Annotated in this window: 21 protein-coding genes; 6 read left to right on the top strand and 15 right to left on the bottom strand. The window is 63.2% G+C overall.

Going from position 1 to position 19,447, the window contains the following annotated elements; genetic code table 11:
* Nucleotides 1–217: 217 nt before the first annotated feature.
* Entirely contained in the window at nucleotides 218–1,633 is a 1,416-nt protein-coding gene (gene leuC, locus ACEK02_RS21395) for a 3-isopropylmalate dehydratase large subunit (protein WP_371423556.1), read from the bottom strand.
* Between the two features lie 87 nt (nucleotides 1,634–1,720).
* Between leuC and ACEK02_RS21390 the strand changes: the two genes are divergently transcribed.
* On the top strand, nucleotides 1,721–1,855 hold the full coding sequence (locus tag ACEK02_RS21390; protein WP_371423555.1) for a hypothetical protein: 135 nt from the start codon (nucleotides 1,721–1,723) through the stop codon (nucleotides 1,853–1,855).
* A 127-nt stretch (nucleotides 1,856–1,982) separates the two neighbouring features.
* Here the strand turns inward: ACEK02_RS21390 and rplS are convergent, their stop codons facing one another.
* From rplS to ACEK02_RS21375, 3 genes are all read right to left on the bottom strand, one after another.
* On the bottom strand, nucleotides 1,983–2,381 hold the full coding sequence (gene rplS / locus ACEK02_RS21385; protein WP_149529486.1) for a 50S ribosomal protein L19: 399 nt from the start codon (nucleotides 2,379–2,381) through the stop codon (nucleotides 1,983–1,985).
* Nucleotides 2,382–2,501: 120 nt separating this feature from the next.
* Nucleotides 2,502–3,260 carry a tRNA (guanosine(37)-N1)-methyltransferase TrmD gene (trmD, locus tag ACEK02_RS21380; RefSeq protein ID WP_371423554.1) on the bottom strand — a complete coding sequence of 253 codons (759 nt, stop codon included), beginning with the start codon at nucleotides 3,258–3,260 and terminating at the stop codon, nucleotides 2,502–2,504.
* A 51-nt stretch (nucleotides 3,261–3,311) separates the two neighbouring features.
* Nucleotides 3,312–3,746, bottom strand: coding sequence for a winged helix-turn-helix transcriptional regulator (locus ACEK02_RS21375; RefSeq protein WP_371423553.1), 435 nt, complete (start codon nucleotides 3,744–3,746; stop codon nucleotides 3,312–3,314).
* 131 nt (nucleotides 3,747–3,877) lie between these two features.
* Here ACEK02_RS21375 and ACEK02_RS21370 point away from each other — a divergent pair, with 131 nt between their 5' ends.
* Nucleotides 3,878–4,744 (top strand): SDR family oxidoreductase, encoded by an 867-nt coding sequence (locus ACEK02_RS21370; RefSeq protein ID WP_371423552.1) that lies wholly within the window; start codon nucleotides 3,878–3,880, stop codon nucleotides 4,742–4,744.
* Between the two features lie 3 nt (nucleotides 4,745–4,747).
* Here the strand turns inward: ACEK02_RS21370 and rimM are convergent, their stop codons facing one another.
* The 3 genes from rimM to ffh are packed head-to-tail and all read right to left on the bottom strand — an operon-like array spanning nucleotide 4,748 to nucleotide 7,178.
* The gene (rimM, locus tag ACEK02_RS21365; RefSeq protein WP_371423551.1) at nucleotides 4,748–5,272 is read right to left on the bottom strand and encodes a ribosome maturation factor RimM; all 525 of its coding nucleotides are present in this window, start codon (nucleotides 5,270–5,272) and stop codon (nucleotides 4,748–4,750) included.
* A 6-nt stretch (nucleotides 5,273–5,278) separates the two neighbouring features.
* A complete protein-coding gene (rpsP, locus tag ACEK02_RS21360; RefSeq protein ID WP_116659492.1) occupies nucleotides 5,279–5,611 on the bottom strand; it encodes a 30S ribosomal protein S16 in 333 nt (110 codons plus the stop codon).
* Between the two features lie 49 nt (nucleotides 5,612–5,660).
* Nucleotides 5,661–7,178, bottom strand: coding sequence for a signal recognition particle protein (ffh, locus tag ACEK02_RS21355; RefSeq protein WP_371423550.1), 1,518 nt, complete (start codon nucleotides 7,176–7,178; stop codon nucleotides 5,661–5,663).
* Nucleotides 7,179–7,521: 343 nt separating this feature from the next.
* On the opposite strand from ffh, the gene ACEK02_RS21350 reads away from it, so the two are divergent.
* On the top strand, nucleotides 7,522–8,586 hold the full coding sequence (locus ACEK02_RS21350) for an MBL fold metallo-hydrolase (RefSeq protein WP_371423549.1): 1,065 nt from the start codon (nucleotides 7,522–7,524) through the stop codon (nucleotides 8,584–8,586).
* Nucleotides 8,587–8,673: 87 nt separating this feature from the next.
* Here the strand turns inward: ACEK02_RS21350 and ACEK02_RS21345 are convergent, their stop codons facing one another.
* The gene (locus tag ACEK02_RS21345) at nucleotides 8,674–9,381 is read right to left on the bottom strand and encodes an SIMPL domain-containing protein (RefSeq protein ID WP_371423548.1); all 708 of its coding nucleotides are present in this window, start codon (nucleotides 9,379–9,381) and stop codon (nucleotides 8,674–8,676) included.
* Nucleotides 9,382–9,436: 55 nt separating this feature from the next.
* Complete coding sequence (locus ACEK02_RS21340; RefSeq protein ID WP_371423547.1) at nucleotides 9,437–10,171, bottom strand: GyrI-like domain-containing protein; 735 nt, start codon at nucleotides 10,169–10,171, stop codon at nucleotides 9,437–9,439.
* Nucleotides 10,172–10,366: 195 nt separating this feature from the next.
* Here ACEK02_RS21340 and dapF point away from each other — a divergent pair, with 195 nt between their 5' ends.
* Nucleotides 10,367–11,254 carry a diaminopimelate epimerase gene (dapF, locus tag ACEK02_RS21335; protein ID WP_371423546.1) on the top strand — a complete coding sequence of 296 codons (888 nt, stop codon included), beginning with the start codon at nucleotides 10,367–10,369 and terminating at the stop codon, nucleotides 11,252–11,254.
* 3 nt (nucleotides 11,255–11,257) lie between these two features.
* Here the strand turns inward: dapF and ACEK02_RS21330 are convergent, their stop codons facing one another.
* Nucleotides 11,258–11,893, bottom strand: coding sequence for an RluA family pseudouridine synthase (locus ACEK02_RS21330; protein ID WP_371423616.1), 636 nt, complete (start codon nucleotides 11,891–11,893; stop codon nucleotides 11,258–11,260).
* Between the two features lie 163 nt (nucleotides 11,894–12,056).
* Between ACEK02_RS21330 and ftsY the strand changes: the two genes are divergently transcribed.
* Both ftsY and ACEK02_RS21320 read left to right on the top strand, forming a co-directional pair.
* Nucleotides 12,057–13,001 (top strand): signal recognition particle-docking protein FtsY, encoded by a 945-nt coding sequence (ftsY, locus tag ACEK02_RS21325; RefSeq protein ID WP_371423545.1) that lies wholly within the window; start codon nucleotides 12,057–12,059, stop codon nucleotides 12,999–13,001.
* Nucleotides 13,001–13,612 carry a septation protein A gene (locus ACEK02_RS21320; RefSeq protein WP_371423544.1) on the top strand — a complete coding sequence of 204 codons (612 nt, stop codon included), beginning with the start codon at nucleotides 13,001–13,003 and terminating at the stop codon, nucleotides 13,610–13,612. The genes ftsY and ACEK02_RS21320 overlap by 1 nt, the downstream gene beginning before the upstream one ends.
* A 176-nt stretch (nucleotides 13,613–13,788) precedes the next feature.
* Here the strand turns inward: ACEK02_RS21320 and ACEK02_RS21315 are convergent, their stop codons facing one another.
* From ACEK02_RS21315 to rbfA, 5 genes are all read right to left on the bottom strand, one after another.
* Entirely contained in the window at nucleotides 13,789–14,526 is a 738-nt protein-coding gene (locus ACEK02_RS21315) for a superoxide dismutase (RefSeq protein ID WP_371423543.1), read from the bottom strand.
* A gap of 456 nt (nucleotides 14,527–14,982) precedes the next feature.
* Nucleotides 14,983–17,130: a polyribonucleotide nucleotidyltransferase gene (gene pnp / locus ACEK02_RS21310; RefSeq protein WP_371423542.1), complete on the bottom strand. Its 2,148-nt coding sequence runs from the start codon at nucleotides 17,128–17,130 to the stop codon at nucleotides 14,983–14,985.
* Between the two features lie 307 nt (nucleotides 17,131–17,437).
* A complete protein-coding gene (gene rpsO / locus ACEK02_RS21305) occupies nucleotides 17,438–17,707 on the bottom strand; it encodes a 30S ribosomal protein S15 (RefSeq protein ID WP_092140706.1) in 270 nt (89 codons plus the stop codon).
* A 2-nt stretch (nucleotides 17,708–17,709) separates the two neighbouring features.
* Nucleotides 17,710–18,870, bottom strand: a complete 1,161-nt coding sequence (gene truB / locus ACEK02_RS21300; protein ID WP_371423541.1) for a tRNA pseudouridine(55) synthase TruB — start codon at nucleotides 18,868–18,870, stop codon at nucleotides 17,710–17,712.
* Entirely contained in the window at nucleotides 18,867–19,283 is a 417-nt protein-coding gene (rbfA, locus tag ACEK02_RS21295; protein WP_371423540.1) for a 30S ribosome-binding factor RbfA, read from the bottom strand. The genes truB and rbfA overlap by 4 nt, the downstream gene beginning before the upstream one ends.
* Nucleotides 19,284–19,447 lie beyond the last annotated feature (164 nt).

Genomic DNA, 19,447 nt, shown 5'->3' with positions numbered 1-19,447 from the left:
GCAAAGGTAGCCCGGATGGCTTCGACTGTCATTCCGGGGCGCATGAAAGCGGCGTAGCCGCTGAAATGCGAACCTCCGCCACTCCAATTGGAGTGGCGGGGAATCTTGAAGTGTTCATCACCTGCTGATGCCCAGCGACGAAGAAGCTGGACTCATTCCGGGCGCATACCGATCCGCTAAGCGGCCCGGCCTGCCCCGGAATGACGAGCCGGGTTAATCAGTGCCACTCGCGGATATCGACGAAGTGCCCCGCGATCGCAGCCGCAGCAGCCATTGCCGGCGACACCAGATGGGTGCGGCCCTTGTGGCCCTGACGGCCCTCGAAGTTGCGGTTCGAGGTCGCCGCGCAGCGCTCTTCCGGCGCCAGCTTGTCCGGGTTCATCGCCAGGCACATGGAGCAGCCCGGCTCGCGCCATTCGAAGCCGGCTTTCAGGAAGATCTTGTCGAGGCCTTCGGCTTCCGCCTGCTCCTTCACCAGACCCGAGCCCGGCACGATCATCGCCGAGACATGACCGTTGACGGTCTTGCCGTCGACGACCTTGGCCGCGGCGCGCAGATCCTCGATGCGGCCATTGGTGCAGGAGCCGATGAAGACGCGATCCAGCTTGATATCGGTGATCTTGGTGCCTGCGGTCAGGCCCATATAGGCCAGTGCGCGCTCCTTGGAGAGACGCTTGGCTTCGTCGGCGATATCAGCGGGGTTTGGTACTTTGCCGGTGATCGAGATGACGTCTTCCGGCGACGTGCCCCAGGTGACGATGGGCGGCAGCTTGGCGGCGTCGAGACGAATCTCGTGATCGAAATGCGCGCCTTCGTCGGAGCGCAGCGTTTCCCAGTAGCGCATAGCCTGCTCCCACATGTCGCCCTTCGGCGACATCGGACGGCCCTTGAGGAATTCATAGGCCTTCTCGTCAGGTGCGATCAGGCCGGCGCGGGCGCCGCCTTCGATGGACATGTTGCAGACCGTCATGCGGCCTTCCATCGACAGCGCACGGATCGCCTCGCCGGCATATTCCAGCACATAGCCGGTGCCGCCGGCGGTACCGATCTCGCCGATGATGGCCAGGATGATGTCCTTGCCGGTGACGCCCTCGGGCAGCACGCCATCGACGGTGGCGCGCATGTTCTTGGCCTTCTTCTGGATCAGCGTCTGCGTCGCCAGGACGTGCTCGACTTCCGACGTGCCGATGCCATGCGCTAGTGCGCCGAATGCGCCATGCGTCGAGGTGTGGCTGTCACCGCAAACGATCGTCGTGCCCGGCAGCGTAAAGCCCTGCTCGGGGCCGATGACATGGACAATGCCCTGACGCTTGTCGAACTCGTTGTAATATTCGATGCCGAATTCGCGCACATTCTCGGCCAGCGTCGCGATCTGCTCGGCGCTTTCCGGATCGGGATTGGGCTTGGTGCGATCCGTGGTCGGCACGTTGTGATCGACGACAGCGAGTGTCTTCTCCGGCGCATGCACACGGCGGCCGGCGGCGCGCAGGCCTTCGAAAGCCTGCGGGCTTGTGACTTCATGCACGAGATGGCGATCGATATAGAGCAGCGCCGTACCATCGTCGGCTTCATACACCAGATGATCGTTCCAGATCTTGTCGTACAGGGTCGTCGGTTTTGCAGAGTCGGTCATGAGTTCAGGCCTCGAAAGAAAACTTAAGATCGGTTGCGTGCTGCTGAAAGCGGGCCGGTTTGACGGCGCGAGACACGCGACTGAAAAATGGCGGTCAAAGAGCAGGCGTCAGAGCTTTCGAAGCGCCGCCACGACAGAGGTCGTAAAGCGCCCGAAGAAGCGCCCGGGCAGCCGGCTATGATCGTCGATAACGATGCGAAGCGCATGCTGGTGCAGATCTAGAAACATTCCAGTGATATAGCACTTGGGTTCAATTTCGCCAATGCGGCGAAGGTATGCGAGCGCCGCACAACAAAAAAGCGCGGCTTGCGCCGCGCTTTTCGTCTCGCACATTCGATGATGCGGAATATTACTTGGCAGCAGCCACAGCAGCGACCTTGGCCGGGCGCTCGGTCTTCTTCTCGGTGATGCGGGCCGACTTGCCGCGCAGATCGCGCAGGTAATACAGCTTGGCGCGACGCACCTTGCCGCGACGCACGACCTTGATCGAGTCGATCATCGGGGAGAGCAGCGGGAACACGCGCTCGACACCCTCGCCGTAGGAAATCTTGCGAACGGTGAAGCTCTCATTGATGCCACCGCCGTTGCGGCCGATGCAGACGCCTTCATAGGCCTGCACGCGGGAGCGCTCGCCTTCGACAACCTTCACGTTGACGATGAGGGTGTCGCCGGGACCGAATTCCGGGATCGACTTGGTGGCGGAAAGGCGGTCGAACTGCTCTTTTTCAAGCGTCTGGATAATGTTCATCAAAATCTCCATCGGCGGCGCGCCCAGACATTGCGCGGGCTGCGCACGAAACTCTTACCCTGCCAGTGCACGGATTTGGCGCTGCTATACGGGAAAGCAAAGCCGTTGTCACCGTCTGTGTCACTCGCCCGTCGTGATTTTTGGCGGTTTTCGCTTTTTGCCTGGTTCCGGCGCTTTCGGACGCGCCGCCCACAAATCGGGCCGCCGCGCGGCAGTCAGCGCCTCCGCCTGGGCCAGCCGCCATTTGGCGACCCTGGCATGGTCACCGGAGATCAGAACCTCGGGAATCTCCCGCCCCTCGAAGGCCTGCGGGCGAGTATATTGCGGGTATTCCAGTAGCCCGTCGGAGAAACTCTCGTCGGTTCCAGATGCCAGTTTACCCATGACCCCCGGCAAAAGCCGCACACAGGCGTCAATCAGCGTCATGGCGGCGATTTCACCGCCGGACAGCACATAGTCCCCGATCGAGACTTCCTCGAGCCCGCGGGCGTCGATGACGCGCTGATCGATGCCCTCGAAGCGACCGCACACGATCAGCGGCCCCGGCCCGGCGGCCAGCTCCGCCACCCGCGCCTGGGTCAATGGCCGACCGCGGGGGCTCATCACCAGCCTGGGGCGGTCCTGCGCATCCACCGCATCGATCGCCGCCGCCAGCACGTCCGCCCGCAGCACCATGCCCGGCCCGCCACCGGCGGGCGTATCATCGACGCTACGATGCTTGTCCGTGGCCGAGGCGCGAATGTCCCGCGCCTCCAGCGCCCACAGGCCGGAAGCCAGAGCCTTGCCGGCGAGGCTGATACCGAGCGGCCCCGGAAACATCTCGGGAAACAGCGTCAGCACCGTCGCGCGCCATGGGGCGGATGAAAGATGGGAAATCATGGCTCTCCATCGCGCGTCCGGCGCGAGGCGTCAAACGCCGTCGCTCGCAGCCTAGGCCGCCGACATCTGCTCGCTGGTGTCGCCCGCATCGAATGCCGCGCGCGAGGCCTTGATCTCGGCAAAGCTGCGCTCGGCCCAATCGATCAGGCCGGCCAGCGGCCCGAGCGCGGACCGCCCCAGCGGCGAGAGACGATATTCGACCGATGGAGGCTTGGTGGGAAAGACGTGGCGGGTGACCAGCCCATCCCGCTGCAGGTCGCGCAGCGACTGCGTCAGCATGCGCTTGGAGATGTCCGGCACGGCGCGATGGAGCTCGCTGAAGCGCCGCGGCCTGGCTGCCAGCGCGACCAGCAACAGCGACGTCCACTTGTCGCCGATGCGGTCCAGCACGTTGCGCACCGGACAGGCGTCGGCGTCGAAACCCCTCGCCTGCCATTCGTCAAACCGGGTGGCCAGTGGGGTCTCATCAGGAGCTTTTTGGGACATCGGGGGTTCCTTCCGGCCGACCGCAGGTCACTTCCAAGTCACCTGGTGAGAAAAACCTGCCTCCTTACGGAAACGGCTAGCGGTCTCTATTCAAGACCTGTGTTCATTTAGAGACCACACAGGATCCCGCCATGTCGAACCACCGTATTCTCGTCACCGCCGCCGGCGGCCAGCTCGGCCGCCTCACCATCGATGCCCTGCTCAAACGCGTCCCGGCCAGCCAGATCGTCGCCGGCCTGCGCGATCCCGCCAAGGGCGCCGATCTTGCAGCCAGGGGCGTCTCGGTCGTCGCCACCGACTACAGCAAACCGGAGACGCTGGACGCCGCCTTCAAAGGCATCGACCGCCTGCTCCTGATCTCGTCGAACGAACTCGGTCAGCGCGTCGCGCAGCACCGCAACGTCATCGACGCAGCAAAGCGCGCCGACGTAAAGCTGATCGCCTATACGAGCGTGCTGCGTGCGGACACCTCGAAGCTGTCAGTCGCAAAAGAGCATCTGCCAACGGAAGAGTTGATTCGCGCCTCCGGCATCCCTTTCGTGCTGCTGCGCAATGGCTGGTACACAGAGAACTACACGGCATCCATCCCCGCGGCATTGGCGCATAATGCGTTGGTCAGCAGTGCCGGGGATGGCCGCATCGCGTCGGCAACGCGTGCGGATTATGCGGCGGCAGCCGCGATCGTGCTTGTGGAAGAAGGTCACGCCGGCAAGGTCTATGAGCTGGCTGGCGATCAAGCTTACACGCTGGAGGATTTTGCAGCGGAGATCAGCAAGCAGTGCGGCAGAGCAATTCCTTATGTCCGTTTGCCGGAAGCCGACTTCAAGGCCATCATGCTCAATGCGGGCCTCCCGGAAGAACTCGCGGAGCTGATCGCGACATCAAACACGGCCGCCGCCGACGGCGCCCTGTTCGATGACAGCCATACGCTGAGCAAGCTGATCGGGCGGACGACGACGCCGTTCGCTGCAACGATTGCGGAAACGTTGAAAGCGTAAACCTTACGCCGCGGTGGGATCGTCGCCGATGATCTCACCCGGCAATTCGATCACGACCTTGCCGGCCGCAAGATCGACGGTCGGCACCACGGCATTGGTGAAGGGCAGCAGCAGGGTCGCGCCGTCAGGCGGCGCGATCTCGATGATGTCGCCGGCGCCGAAATTATGGATGCCGACGACACGACCGACCGCATCGCCCGCGGCATTGACCGCAGCGAGGCCGATCAGATCGGCGTGGTAATATTCATCGTCTTCGGTGTCGGGCAGCGCATCGCGCGCCACATAGAGCTCGACGCCATTGAGGCGCTCGGCGTCTTCACGAGACGCGACGCCCTTCAGCGTCGCGACCAGATGGCCCTTGGCCTCGCGCACGTCATCGACCTCAAAGCGCCGCTTGCCGTCCTTGGTGGCAAGCGGGCCGTAGTCGAGCACGGCGAATGGATCTTCGGTGAAGGTCCACAGCCGGACCTGACCGCGCACACCATGCGGCGCGCCGATGCGCGCGACGCAGATTTGCGCGGTTGGCATTCCGCCTTACTTCTTCGCTGCGGCTTCAGCAGCAGCCTTGCGCTCCTTGCGCGGCACGGCCTTCTCGGGATTGTTGCGGGCTTCGCGCTTGGCGACGCCGGCGGCATCGAGGAAGCGAGCGACGCGGTCCGACGGCTGTGCGCCCTTGGCGATCCAGGCCTTGGTCTTTTCGAGGTCGAGCTTCAGGCGCAGCTCATTGTCCTTGGCGAGCAGCGGATTGAAGTAGCCGAGACGCTCGATGAAGCGGCCATCGCGAGGAAAACGCGAGTCGGCGACGACAACGTGATAGACGGGGCGCTTCTTGGTGCCTGCGCGCGCGAGGCGGATAACGACGGACATGGGATTCTCCTGGATGTGTTCGATTTGAATGTGAGTTGAATGGATCGCGTTATTTCTTTTTCCCGAGACCGGGAAAGCCGCCGAGTCCCGGCAGCGTCGGTTTGCCCAGGCCCGACAGGCCCGGGAAATCTTTCGGCAATGACGGCATGCCCTGCGGCAGTCCGCCCGGCATCTTCTCGGCCATCGCCTTCATCTGTTCGGGCGACGGCATGCCACCGCCACCGAAGCCCATGGCCTGCGCGATGCCGGCCATCGGACCGCGCTTGCCGGAGCCCATGGCCTTCATCATGTCGGCCATGTTCCGGTGCATCTTCAGCACCTTGTTGACTTCCTCGACCTTGAGGCCGGCGCCGGCAGCGATACGCTTTTTGCGGCTGGCCTTGAGGATGTCGGGATTCTTGCGCTCCTGACGCGTCATCGAATCGATAACGGCGATCTGGCGCTTCACCACGCGGTCATCGAGACCGGCGGAGGCGATCTGGTTCTTCATCTTGGCGATGCCGGGCATCATGCCCATCAGGCCGGAGAGACCGCCCATATTGGTCATCTGGATCAGCTGCTCACGCATGTCGGTGAGATCGAACTGGCCCTTGCGCATGCGCTCGGCAGTGCGCGCAGCCTTTTCCGCATCGATATTCGCAGCGGCGCGCTCGACCAGCGAGACGACGTCGCCCATGCCGAGAATGCGGCCGGCGATGCGGCTCGGATGGAAGTCTTCCAGCGCATCGGTCTTTTCACCGGTACCGATCAGCTTGATCGGCTTGCCGGTGACGGCGCGCATCGAGAGTGCGGCACCGCCGCGGCCATCGCCATCGACGCGGGTGAGCGCGATGCCGGTGAGGCCGACGCGTTCGTTGAAGGAGCGCGCGAGATTGACGGCGTCCTGACCGGTCAGCGAGTCCGCGACCAGCAGCACTTCATGCGGGTTGGCGATCGCTTTGATCTCGATCGCTTCCGACATCATCTCTTCGTCGAGCGTGGTGCGGCCGGCGGTGTCGAGCAGAACCACGTCATAGCCGCCGAGCTTGGCAGCAGAGAGCGCGCGCTTGGCAATGTCGGCAGGCTTCTGGCCTTCGACGATCGGCAGCGTCTGGATGTCGAGATCGCGGCCGAGCACCGCGAGCTGCTCCATGGCAGCCGGGCGATAGACGTCGAGCGACGCCATCAGCACCTTGCGCTTGTCGCGCTGGGTGAGACGACGCGCGAGTTTCGCGGTGGTGGTGGTCTTACCGGAGCCCTGCAGGCCGACCATCATGATGGCGACGGGCGGGACAGCCTGAAGGTCGATACCGCCTTCACCATCGGCACCGAGGGTCGCGACCAGCTCGTCATGGACGATCTTGACGACCATCTGGCCGGGCGTGACCGACTTGACGACCGTGGCGCCAATGGCCTGCTCACGCACGCGATCGATGAAGGAGCGGACCACGTCGAGCGAGACGTCGGCCTCGAGCAGCGCGCGGCGCACTTCGCGCATTGCGGCATCGACGTCAGCCTCCGACAGCGCACCGCGCCCGGTGAGCCGGTCGAGAATTCCGCCAAGTCGTTCCGACAGATTGTCGAACATCGCTACTTCGCTTCCGATATCGCCATCACCATAATGACGAAGAACCAAACACTTTTGCGCCCGAGGGCGCATCGCGCTGTCGGGCGTTGACCTCCGGTCTCAAGGGCCGGTCGGCGGGTCGAAAAGAGAACTTTTCGAGAATTGGCGGGGATTTACAGCGCCGGGGCCCGGCGAGTCAAGGAAATATGGCCGCGGTACAGTCGTTCGGAATGGCAACCCGTTCCAGATAAAGGATATTTTTTGCCCCAGCCGATCAAATTGACAATTGGCAACTGGATTTCTGCGACAGTTGGCCTAGATGTGAGTGATCGCTCACCTAACTCACTTTTCGCCTCTCGGTTTCATGGCCATCACACGCCGCAAGCTTCTCGCATCCGTCGGCGGCCTCGCCGCAGCGACGGGGCTGTCGGCCATCTGGGCTTCCCGCATGACCTATTATGACGGCCCCGTCTCCGATCACTTCGACGGCAAGATTTTCTTCGATCCTGACGGGGCGCCCCCCAAGTCGCTCGGCGAAGTGCTGCGCTGGCAGTTCGGTGGTGGCCGTACCCGCGAGGTCTGGCCCGACTGGGTCGAGAACGAGTTTGCCGATACCCCGCCGGCCAGGGTCGAGGGCGCGGGCGTTCGGTTTTCCTATGTCGGTCACGCGAGCTGGCTGATCCAGACCGCCGGGATCAACATCCTGTTCGATCCGGTGTGGTCCGACCGCGTCTCGCCATTCTCGTTTGCCGGGCCGAAGCGTCACACCGCGCCGGGCATCGCGTTCGACAAGCTGCCGAAGATTGACATCGTGCTGGTGTCGCACGGTCATTACGACCATCTCGATCTTCCGACGCTGTCGAAGCTATCAGCCAAATTTGCGCCGCGCGTGATCACGCCGCTCGGCAACGACATCACCATGAAAAGCGCCGACAGCGCGATCAAGGCCGAGGCCTATGACTGGAGAGATCGCGTCGAGCTCGGCAGCGGCCTCGCCGTCACGCTGGTGCCGACGCGGCACTGGACCGCGCGCGGCCTGTTCGACCGCAACAAGTCGCTCTGGGCGAGCTTCGTGCTGGAGACGCCGGCCGGCAATATCTACATCGTCGGCGACAGCGGCTATGGCGACGGCCTGCACTTCCGCCGCGTGCGCGAAGCCCATGGCGCTATCAGGCTTGCGATCCTGCCGATCGGTGCCTATGAGCCGCGCTGGTTCATGAAGGACCAGCACATGAATCCGGAGGATGCCGTGAAGGCGCTGAATGATTGCGGCGCGCAGCAGGCGCTGGCCAGCCATCACTCGACGTTCCAGCTCACCGATGAGGCGATCGACGGGCCGGTGAAGGGACTCGCTGCCGCATGCAGCGCGGCAGAACTGCCCAGCGACAAGTTTATGGCGCTGAAGCCGGGGCAGGTGGTGGAGATATAGAAGCGAGGATCGCAGAACTCTCAATCGTCATGCCCGGCCAGCGCGAAGCGAGCTTCGCGCTTTGCCCGGCCATGACGGAGTGTAACATTACTGGCCCGGCTTGATTTCCCAGGACACGCTGACATTCACGCGCAGCACTTCCTCGCCTTGCGCCACTGGAGCGGATGCCACGTCGGCAGCCATCTTGCGCAGCATCATCGGCGCCGGTGCGCTGCTGGAGTCCTCGGAAATATTGATCGGCGCACCGAGCGTGACGCCGGCCGCCTTGGCATAGATCTCCGCTTTGCGACGCGCATCGGCGATGGCCTGGCTACGCGCATCGTCAAGCAGTTGCGACGCCTTGGTCACCATGAAAGTGATGCCGCCGACCTCATTGGCGCCCGACGACACCAGCGTGTCGATGGCGCCGGCCACCTTGGTCACATCGCGCACCCGGACGGTGACGTGGTTGCTGGCGCGATAGCCCGAGATCACATTCGGGCCGGGATTGGGACGGGTCTGCTGCGCATATTGCGGAAACAGCGACAGCCGCGACGTCTGCATATCCTTCTCGGCAATGCCGGCGCTCTTCAGGGCCGCCAGCACCTTGGCCATCGCGGCATTGTTGGCCTCTGCGGCCTCGCGTGCGGTCTTGGCGTCGGTCGTCACGCCACCATCGACAACAGCGAGATCCGGCGGCACCGACACGGTGCCTTCGCCGGACACCGAAATCGTCGGCGGCGGATTGACCTGCGCGGCAGCAGGAGTGGCGATAAGCGCAATGGCCAGCGAAGCGAGAGCGAGATGATTTGTCATGACCAGTTCTCTCGCGACTGTCCAAGGCTTCTTTATGACGAGAGGTGCGGCTCTATCACTTCAACGGCACATAGACATTGATGACCAGCTTGTCTTCCGCGGTCTTCAAGGGATCGGTCATGTATTCCTCGATGAACGTGTCTTTCGCCTCGAGCTTCTTGTCGTCGAGGTGATTGGTGATCGCCTCATAGGTGTTGTCCATATTGTCATAGGAGCCGCGATGAACGAATTTCAAGGCCTTGCCGTCGGGTGACAGTCCCATCTTCATTGTCTTCGGCAGGTTCTTCACCTCCTGATCGACGGGGATCTCGGCGAGGAAGGTGAAGCCGGTGTCGTCGGTCGCGGTGTAAACGATCATCGAGTTACCCGATGACTTGATGCCCTGTTTGTCGAGCACGGTCGTGACCTGCTTGAACGCGTCCATCAGCGTGTCGAAGGCCGAATCCCAATTCGCCTTGCCGACGAAAGTCACCATCTGCTTCGGCGTCAGCGTGATTTCCTCGCCGAACGGATCGGCGGTCTGCACCGGCGCGGGCGTGGCCGGCGGAGTTACCGGAGCCTGGGCCGCCGCGGGTGGCGTTGCCGGCGCCGCAGGTGCCGGAGTTTCAGGAGTGGCAGGCGCAGCAGGTGTCGCCGGGACTGCGGGAGCAGGCGCAGGGGTAGCCGGTGTCGTCGTCGCTGCCGGCGGCGTGGCGGGCGGCGATTGCGCCCAAACCGCGGCGTTCAGCGTCAGCGCGGCGGCCGGGATCAGCGCCACAGTGGCGAGGCGGGACAGGCGAGAACGGGTCATACGAAGGGTCTCCAGTGACATCCTGCAGCGCAACGTCCGGCAACATGCGCGATATGGCACCATGGTAACACGCAGCCACGGCTTTCGTCCCCTCCCCAAATTGCGGAGCGCCATTCAAAACACCCGCCACAGAAGTGCCGCACTGGCCAATCGGACCGGCCTCGCCATATAAGACTGGGATCAACGGGACACGACATGAGCGCATTGGCCAACCATTCCTTCGCCAAGATGAACGGCATCGGCAACGAGATCGTCGTGATCGACCTGCGCGACACCGCCTCCGGCATCACGCCGGCCGACGCCCGCGCCGTGGCGACCCCCGAAGGCGTGCCCTATGACCAGTTGATGGTGCTGCAGAAGCCACGCCTCGCCGGCACCGACGCCTTCGTCTCGATCTACAACAATGACGGCTCCGAAGCCGGCGCTTGCGGCAACGGCATGCGCTGTGTGGCGCGGCAGACCTTTGCCCGAGAAAACCTTTCTGGCCACGACAAGACGGCTCTCACATTCGAGACCAGGGCCGGCCTGATCAATTGCTGGCAGGGCCCGGCGCCGGATCTCTATACGGTGGACATGGGCACGCCGAAGTTCGGCTGGCAGGACATTCCGCTGGCGGAGGAATTCCGCGATACCCGCGGCATCGAGCTGCAGATCGGCCCGATCGACGCCCCGATCCTGCACACGCCGTCAGTGGTCTCGATGGGCAATCCGCATGCGATCTTCTGGGTCGACGATATCGCGGCCTATGACCTGGAAAAGTTTGGCCCGCTCCTGGAAAACCACCCGATTTTCCCGGACCGCGCCAATATCACGCTGGCTCACATCGTCGATCGCGATCACATCGTGATGCGCACCTGGGAGCGCGGCGCCGGCCTCACCAAGGCCTGCGGCTCGGCCGCCTGCGCGACGGCGGTGGCTGCGGCGCGTCTGCGCCGGACCAACCGCACGGTCCATATGACGCTGCCGGGCGGTGAGCTGACCATCGAGTGGCGTGAGAGCGACGACCACGTGCTGATGACGGGGCCGGCCGCGTTCGAATATGAGGGCACGTTCGATCCGAAGCTGTTTGCTTCAGTCGCCTAGGTCCTATTCCCCGTTCCATCCGCATGCCCGCAGCCGCTCATGCAGGTGCGGCGGGGCCGGCGCGACGACGCGAATCGGGTCCTTGTTGCGCGAAATCGGAATCACGATCTCCCGCGCATGCAGATGCAGCGTCGGCTCGCCGAATCTTGGACCATTGCCGTAGATATTGTCGCCGACGATCGGAAAGCCCGATGACGCCGAGTGCACACGCAACTGATGCGTCCGCCCCGTCACCGGCTCCAGCGCCAGCCAGCTCATGCCGCCGCCGCGGCCGAGCACCGTGAAATTCGAGACTGCCTTGAGCCCCTCCGGATCCGGTTTCATCCACCAGCCCCGGTCGGCATTGAGTCGACCAAGCGGCATGTCGATCACGCCCGAATCTTCGGCAGGCCCGCCCTCGACCACCGCCCAATAGGTCTTGCGGATACGGCTGTGCTTGAACAGCAGGCCCAGCGACGCCGTCGCCTTGCGATGCCGGCCGAGCACGAGGCAGCCCGACGTGTCCCTGTCGAGCCGGTGCGCCAGAACGGGCGCGCGCGGCAGGCCATAGCGCAGGAATTCGAACGACGTCTCCAGATTCGCACCGCCCTTGGGGCCGCGATGCACCGGCAGGCCGGCCGGCTTGTCGATCACCAGCATCAGGCCGTCACGGTGCAGCACCCGCGCCAGAATCTCGGCTTCGGTCAGTTCAACCGCATCGGTGCGGGGTTCCAGCCGGGGCTCGGCCTCCAGACTGACGTCTTCGTCACTTTCACTGGTCATACTTTGAATCATGGCGCGAAACGGCTAACACACCCCCGACATGAGCGACACTCCCGAAACGCCAAAACTGAGCTGGTGGCGACGGCTCTCCAGCGGGTTGAAGCGCACCTCGAGCGCCCTTGGCACCGCGGTCGCCGACCTTGTGACCAAGCGCAAGCTCGACCGCGCCATGCTCGAGGACATCGAGGACGTGCTGCTGCGCGCCGATCTGGGTACCGAAGTGGCGGCGCGGATTTCCGCCGCCGTCGGCCATGGCCGGTATGACAAGGCGATCTCCGCCGACGAGGTCAAAGCCGTCGTGGCCACCGAGGTCGAGAAGGTCCTTTCGGCCGTGGCCAAGCCACTGGTGATCGACACCAGCCACAAGCCGTTCGTGATCCTGGTGGTCGGCGTCAACGGTTCCGGCAAAACCACCACCATCGGCAAGCTGGCTTCCACCTTCTCCGCCGAAGGCCGCAAGGTCATGCTGGCCGCCGGCGATACGTTTCGCGCGGCGGCCATCGAGCAGCTCAAGGTCTGGGGCGAACGCAACAAGGTGCCGGTCATCGCCGGGGCGCAGGGTTCGGATTCCGCCAGCCTCGCTTTCACCGCCGTCACAGCGGCGCGCGACGACAATCGCGACGTCCTGCTGATCGACACCGCCGGCCGGCTGCAGAACAAGACCGAACTCATGGTCGAGCTCGAGAAGGTCGTCCGCGTCATCAAGAAAGTGGACGCAAGCGCGCCGCATGCGGTGCTGCTGGTGCTCGACGCCACGGTGGGACAAAACGCGCTGTCGCAGGTCGAGGCGTTTCATCGTACGGCTGGCGTCACCGGCCTGGTGATGACCAAGCTCGACGGCACCGCCCGTGGCGGCATCCTGGTGGCGCTGTCCGAGAAATACAAATTGCCGGTGCATTTCATCGGCGTCGGCGAAGGCATCGACGATCTCGCGCCTTTCACCGCGAAAGACTTTGCACAAGCGATTGCAGGAATTGAAAGCTGATGACCGACGCACTCGCCAAGAACCAGCCACATCCGCTGTTCAAGCTCGCCACCGAGCTTGGCCCGCTGATCGTGTTCTTCGTCGCCAATGCCAAGTTCAACCTGTTCGTCGCCACCGGCGCCTTCATGGTGGCCATCGTTGCGGCGATGATCGCGTCTTACGTCGTGGTCAGGCATGTGCCGATCATGGCGCTGGTCACCGCCGTTATCGTGCTGGTGTTCGGAACGCTGACGCTGGTGCTGCACGACGAGACATTCATCAAGGTCAAGCCGACCATCATCTACGGCCTGTTCGCAGCCATTCTGGGCGGCGGCCTGCTCTTCGGCCGTTCCTTCATCGCGATCATGTTCGACCAGATGTTCAATCTAACGCCCGAGGGCTGGCGTGCGCTGACGAAGCGCTGGGCACTGTTCTTCTTCGCGATGGCACTTCTGAACGAAGCGATCTGGCGCACCCAGAGCACGGATTTCTGGGTGGCTTTCAAGGCGTTCGGCGTCATCCCGCTGACCATGGCCTTCGCGGTGGCGCAGATGCCGCTGATCAAGCGCTACGGCATCGAGCCGGCCACGCTCGCGGAGAGCGCAGCGGACGAAGGCGATCTGAGGAAGTAGATCATCGCACAGCGTTTTTCGTTCTGACCTGAACCACCCGCCACAAACACCGCCCTCATCCTGAGGAGCGGTCGTCTTCGACCGCGTCTCGAAGGATGGGCGCCAAGCTCATCATGGTTCGAGACGCGCGCCAAAAGGCGCGCTCCTCACCATGAGGACTGTGTGTGGCGGGACAATCACACCGCCAGCGTGCCGGCCTTTGCCGCCGCATAGCGCTCGCCGACCTTGGTCCAGTTGACCGTATTCCACCACGCCTTGAGATAATCAGCGCGACGGTTCTGGTAGGTCAGATAGTAAGCGTGCTCCCAGACGTCGTTGCCCATCAGCGCACGCTTGCCATCCATGATCGGATTGTCCTGATTGGGACGGGTCTCTATGGACAGCTTGCCGTCCTTGTCGACGATCACGAAGACCCAGCCAGAACCGAACTGACGGCCGCCGGCGGCGTTGAAATCGGTCTGGAATTTCTCGAGGCCGCCGAGATCGCGATCGATCGCGGCGAGCACCTCGCCTTCCGGCTTGCCGCCATTCGGGCCCATGATCTGCCAGAACATGGTGTGATTGGCATGGCCGCCGAGATTGTTGCGCACGCCGGTGCGGATCGCGTCAGGCACGCTGCCTAGATTGCCGAGCACCTCGACCAGCGGCTTCTCGCCGATCACCGGGGTGTCCTTGGCGAAATTGTTCATGTTGGCGACATAGGCGGCGTGATGCTTGTCGTGATGGATCTCCATCGTCCTGGCATCGATATGCGGCTCGAACGCCGTGACCGGATAGGTCAGCGGCGGCAGGATGAACGGCGCATTGCCGGCAGCGGGCGTGGCGGCCTGGGCAAAGACAGTGCGCGGAGCGATGGCCGCGGCAGCGATGCCGGTCGCAGCAAGCATGAGATGGCGTCGGGACATCGATGACATGGGGCTTCTCCCTGAAGATTTTGCGGGCGTGTCTGGCAGCTACGCAACGCACGGTCTGCCAGTTTCATGTGCGGGCATTGTGACGCAGCGGCACGGAGCACATCACAGATGTGAGATACCACCTTACATGCGACGGATCACGATCCGCCGGACCGGGCGCTGCGTTGGCCGTTGCGGTGCTTCAGGAAAGCTACAAAGGAAGACTTCATACATTTTCGTGATCGGCTCGGTCCCTCATGGTGAGGAGCCCGCCTCTTGGCGGGCGTCTCGAACCATGGGCCGGCGGTCCCCGCCATCCCTCGATACGCAAAATCAGGCGTCGCTCTGCGCCACCTGATTTTGCTCCTCGGGATGAGGGCTGGAGGTTTAATCGTCGATTTCGCCCCAATCGCCGCGCCCAAACAAAAAGGGCGGCCTCTCGGCCGCCCTTTCGTACTTCGCAATGTCGCTGCGAGATTACTCCGCTGCAGTCGCGCCTTCGGCGGCCTTCTGCTTGGCTTCGAGATCTTCGCCGGTCTCCTGATCGACCGCCTTCATCGACAAACGCGTCTTGCCGCGATCGTCGAAGCCGAGCAGCTTGACCTTGACCTTGTCGCCTTCCTTGACGACGTCGGAGGTCTTCTGCACGCGGCCGCCGGCGAGCTGGCTGATGTGAACCAGACCGTCCTTGGCGCCGAAGAAGTTCACGAATGCACCGAACTCCATGACCTTGACCACGGTGCCTTCATAGATCGCGTTGAGCTCCGGATCCGAAGCGATCGACTTGATCCACTTGATCGCAGCCTTGATCGACTCACCATCGCTCGAGGCCACCTTCACGGTACCGTCGTCTTCGATGTTGACCTTGGCGCCGGTCTTTTCGACGATCTCGCGGATCACCTTGCCGCCGGTGCCGATCACTTCACGGATCTTGTCGGTGGCGATCTTGAAGGTCTCGATGCGCGGCGCGTATTCGCCGAGCTCGGCACGGGCGTTGTTGATCGCCTTCGACATCTCACCGAGAATGTGAATGCGGCCTTCCTTGGCCTGGCCCAGAGCGACCTTCATGATCTCTTCGGTGATACCGGCGATCTTGATGTCCATCTGCAGCGAGGTGATGCCGGTGTCGGTACCAGCCACCTTGAAGTCCATGTCGCCGAGGTGATCTTCATCACCCAGGATGTCCGACAGAACCGCGTAGCGTGCGCCTTCGAGGATCAGGCCCATGGCGATACCCGCCGTCGGACGCTTCATCGGAACGCCCGCATCCATCAGCGCCAGCGAAGCACCGCAAACCGATGCCATCGACGACGAACCGTTGGACTCGGTAATTTCCGACACCACGCGCACGGTGTACGGGAATTCGTGGTGACCCGGCAGAACCGGATGGATTGCGCGCCAGGCGAGCTTGCCGTGGCCGATTTCGCGACGCTTGGTGCCGCCCATACGACCGGTCTCGCCGACCGAGTAGGGAGGGAAGTTGTAGTGCAGCAGGAACGTCTCTTTGTACGTTCCCGACAGCGAGTCGATGTACTGCTCGTCTTCACCGGTGCCGAGCGTGGTCACGACCAGCGCCTGGGTCTCACCGCGGGTGAACAGCGCCGAACCGTGGGCGCGCGGCAGCACGCCGACTTCGGCGACGATCGGACGAACCGTCGTCAGGTCGCGGCCGTCGATGCGCTTCTTGGTGTCGAGGATGTTCCAGCGAACGATCTTCGATTCCAGTTCCTTGAACACCGCAGCGATGCGGAGCTTGTCGTATTTCGGCTCCTGACCTTCCGGGAAGTAGTGTGCCATCGCCTTCGCCTTGACGGCGCCGACGGCAGCGTAGCGGTCCTGCTTCACAGGGATCGCGTAAGCAGCGCGCAGCTCGGCTTCGACGAGACCGAGCATTTCCTTCTCGATTTCGCTGTCATCGATGGTCTTGACCTCGCGCGGCTCCTTGGCGGCCTTCTCGGCGAGTTCGATGATCGCCTTGATGACCGGCTGGAAGTGGCGGTGACCGAACATCACGGCGCCGAGCATCACGTCTTCGTTGAGCTCCTTGGCTTCCGATTCCACCATCAGCACGGCATCGCCGGTGCCGGCGACGACGAGGTCGAGATTGGTGTCGGCCATCTCGTCGAGGGTCGGGTTGAGCACGTATTCATCATTGATGAAGCCGACGCGGGCCGCACCGATCGGGCCCTGGAACGGGGCGCCGGAAATCGTCAGCGCAGCCGAGGTGGCAACGAGCGCGAGAATGTCCGGATCGTTTTCCATGTCGTGCGACAGCACGGTGACGACGATCTGGGTTTCATTGCGCCAGCCATCGACGAACAGCGGGCGGATCGGACGATCGATCAGGCGGGAGACCAGCGTCTCCTTCTCGGTCGGACGACCTTCGCGCTTGAAGTAACCGCCGGGAATGCGGCCGGCTGCGTAGGTCTTCTCGATGTAGTCGACAGTCAGCGGCAGGAAGTCGATGCCATCCTTGGCAGTCTTCGCGGCGACGACGGTGGCGATAACGACGGTCTCGCCGTAGGTGGCGATGACGGCACCGTCAGCCTGACGGGCAACCTTGCCGGTTTCCAGCTTGAGCGGACGACCGCCCCAATCGATCTCGACGGAGTGAACATTAAACATCTTGGGTTTCTTTCATGGGTTCACGGAGAACGGCGCCCGAAACACAAAAGCCATGCGCAAGACGGCAAGAGGCTGCTCGCGATGTCGCGAAATCAGCGTCCGGCGATCCTGCCATGGCCTTTGTATTCTGAATGGCGTCCATCCTTCCGATGGTCGCGGGGATCTTTGGGGGATCGCGCCGCGCGACGAGCACCTTGCCCGTCATCGTCCAGTTGCCGGAGTGCTTCTGGACGTTATCGTGCGGCCCACAGTGGCCCGCACTACGATTCATGCAAAAACGCGCGCAAGAATTGCGCGCGTGATTGTCTTAGCGGCGGATGTTGTGCTTCTCGAGCAACGCCTTGTAGCGCGCCTCGTCCTTGCGCTTGATGTAATCAAGCAGCGAACGACGCGTCGAGACGAGCTTCAAAAGACCACGACGGGAATGGTTGTCCTTGGTGTGGGTCTTGAAGTGTCCGGTCAGGTTGGCAATGCGCTCGGAGAGGATTGCAACCTGGACTTCCGGCGAACCAGTATCGCCGGCCTTGTTGGCATTGGTCTTGATGACTTCCGCTTTGCGTTCTGCGGTAATCGACATCGTCAGTTACTTTCTTTGCGGGCCGAACTGGCGGTCAGTCCGGTCAGGTTAAACACGCGCTTGGGGATGAGTTCGCCGTTGCCAACTTCAGCGAGGGCCAGTAATCGCCCTGCCACCGTGACATAAACTGTGCCGCTACAATCGGGCGCATCCCGTCCGCGCAACAAAACGGCCTGGCCCCGATGGAGCCTTGCCGCATCAGCCCGTGTGACGGCCAGTGCCGGGATGTCGTCCAGCGCGGTCTCAACGGGCAAAAGCGCGTCGGCGAGGCTGCCCTCGCCAGACGCGGCTCTATCGCACAAAGCCTCCAACTGTTCCAGCGGAATCATGTCGGCTTCGGCGAAAGGTCCGACCAGGGTACGCCGGAGCGCACTGATATGGCCGTAGCAGCCGAGCAAACGGCCGATATCGCGGGCCAGCGCACGGACATAAGTGCCCTTGCCGCATTCGGCCTCGAACACGGCGTGGTCGCTATCTGGCTGTTCTGTAAGAACTAATTCGTGAATCACGACCGGACGGGGAACCAGCGGCACCACCTCGCCGTCGCGGGCGAGATCATAGGCGCGCTCGCCCTGGATCTTGATCGCCGAGTATTGCGGAGGGGTCTGCTCGATATTGCCGGTAAATTGCGGCAGCAGCGCCCGGATCCGGTCGGCCGTGGGCCGGATCTCGCTGGTGAAGGTCGCCCGGCCCTCGGTGTCGTCGGTGTCGCGCTCCTCGCCCCAGGCGACGGTAAAGCGATAGCGCTTGCGGCCGTCCATCACGAAGGGAACCGTCTTGGTGGCTTCGCCGAGCGCGATCGGCAGGCCGCCGGACGCCAGCGGATCGAGTGTACCGGCATGGCCGGCGCGCTTGGCCTGGAACAGGCGCTTGGCAATCGCGACCGCCTGGGTCGAGGTCATGCCGATCGGCTTGTCGAGGATCACCCAGCCATGGACGTCGCGCTTGTCGCGCCGGACCTGGCCCTGATGACGTTGCTTGCCGCCCTGATGGCGCGGATCGTTATTGCCGCGAGGGCCCTGATGCTGACGCTGGTCATTGCCGCCGCGGTCACTTTGCTGACCGTGGTCACCGTGCTGCACAGCCGGAGACAGGGTGGCCTCGCCATTGCCCGCTTCATCGAGGCGTGAATCGAGGGCGGCGGCTGGTGTCGTCACAGTCATTCGTTTTCGTCCGAGTCTGGTTTGAGGTCGCGCGCAACGGCAGGCGTGCGCAGGAGTTTGTCGATGCGCTCGGCTTCGTCGAAGCGCTCATCGATGCGGAAGCGGAGATCCGGGGCGTATTTCAGGTTCACGCGATGCGCGGCCTCGGTCCGCAGGAAGCTCTTGTTCGCCGCCAGCGCTTTCAGCACCGGCTCGGTGTTCTGGCCGCCGAGCGGCATCACATAGACGGTGGCGAGCTTGAGATCGGGCGACATCCTCACCTCCGGCACGGTGATGATGGTGGTTGCCAATACGGGATCGTGGACCCCGCCTTGCGACAGGATATCGGCGATCGCATGGCGGATCAGTTCGCCGACGCGCAACTGACGTTGCGAGCCGCCCGGCGTCGCGGACTTCTGGTGATGCTTGGGCATCGGTTTCCCTACAAAACGAAATTCGTCATGGCCGGGTTTGTCCCGGCCATTCACGTCAGTGCTGCTGAAACATCAAAGACGCAGATGCCCGGCCATCTAGCGAAGCTCGCTTCGCGCAGGCCGGGCATGACGTCTCATTCACATCAGTCTCTCTGCAAGATTTG

The organism is Tardiphaga sp. (assembly GCF_041424195.1).
In the GTDB taxonomy this organism is placed as follows: Bacteria; Pseudomonadota; Alphaproteobacteria; order Rhizobiales; family Xanthobacteraceae; genus Tardiphaga.
The sequence above is the reverse complement of the archived record's forward strand: the minus strand, read 5'-3'. Positions and strand labels throughout refer to the sequence as shown.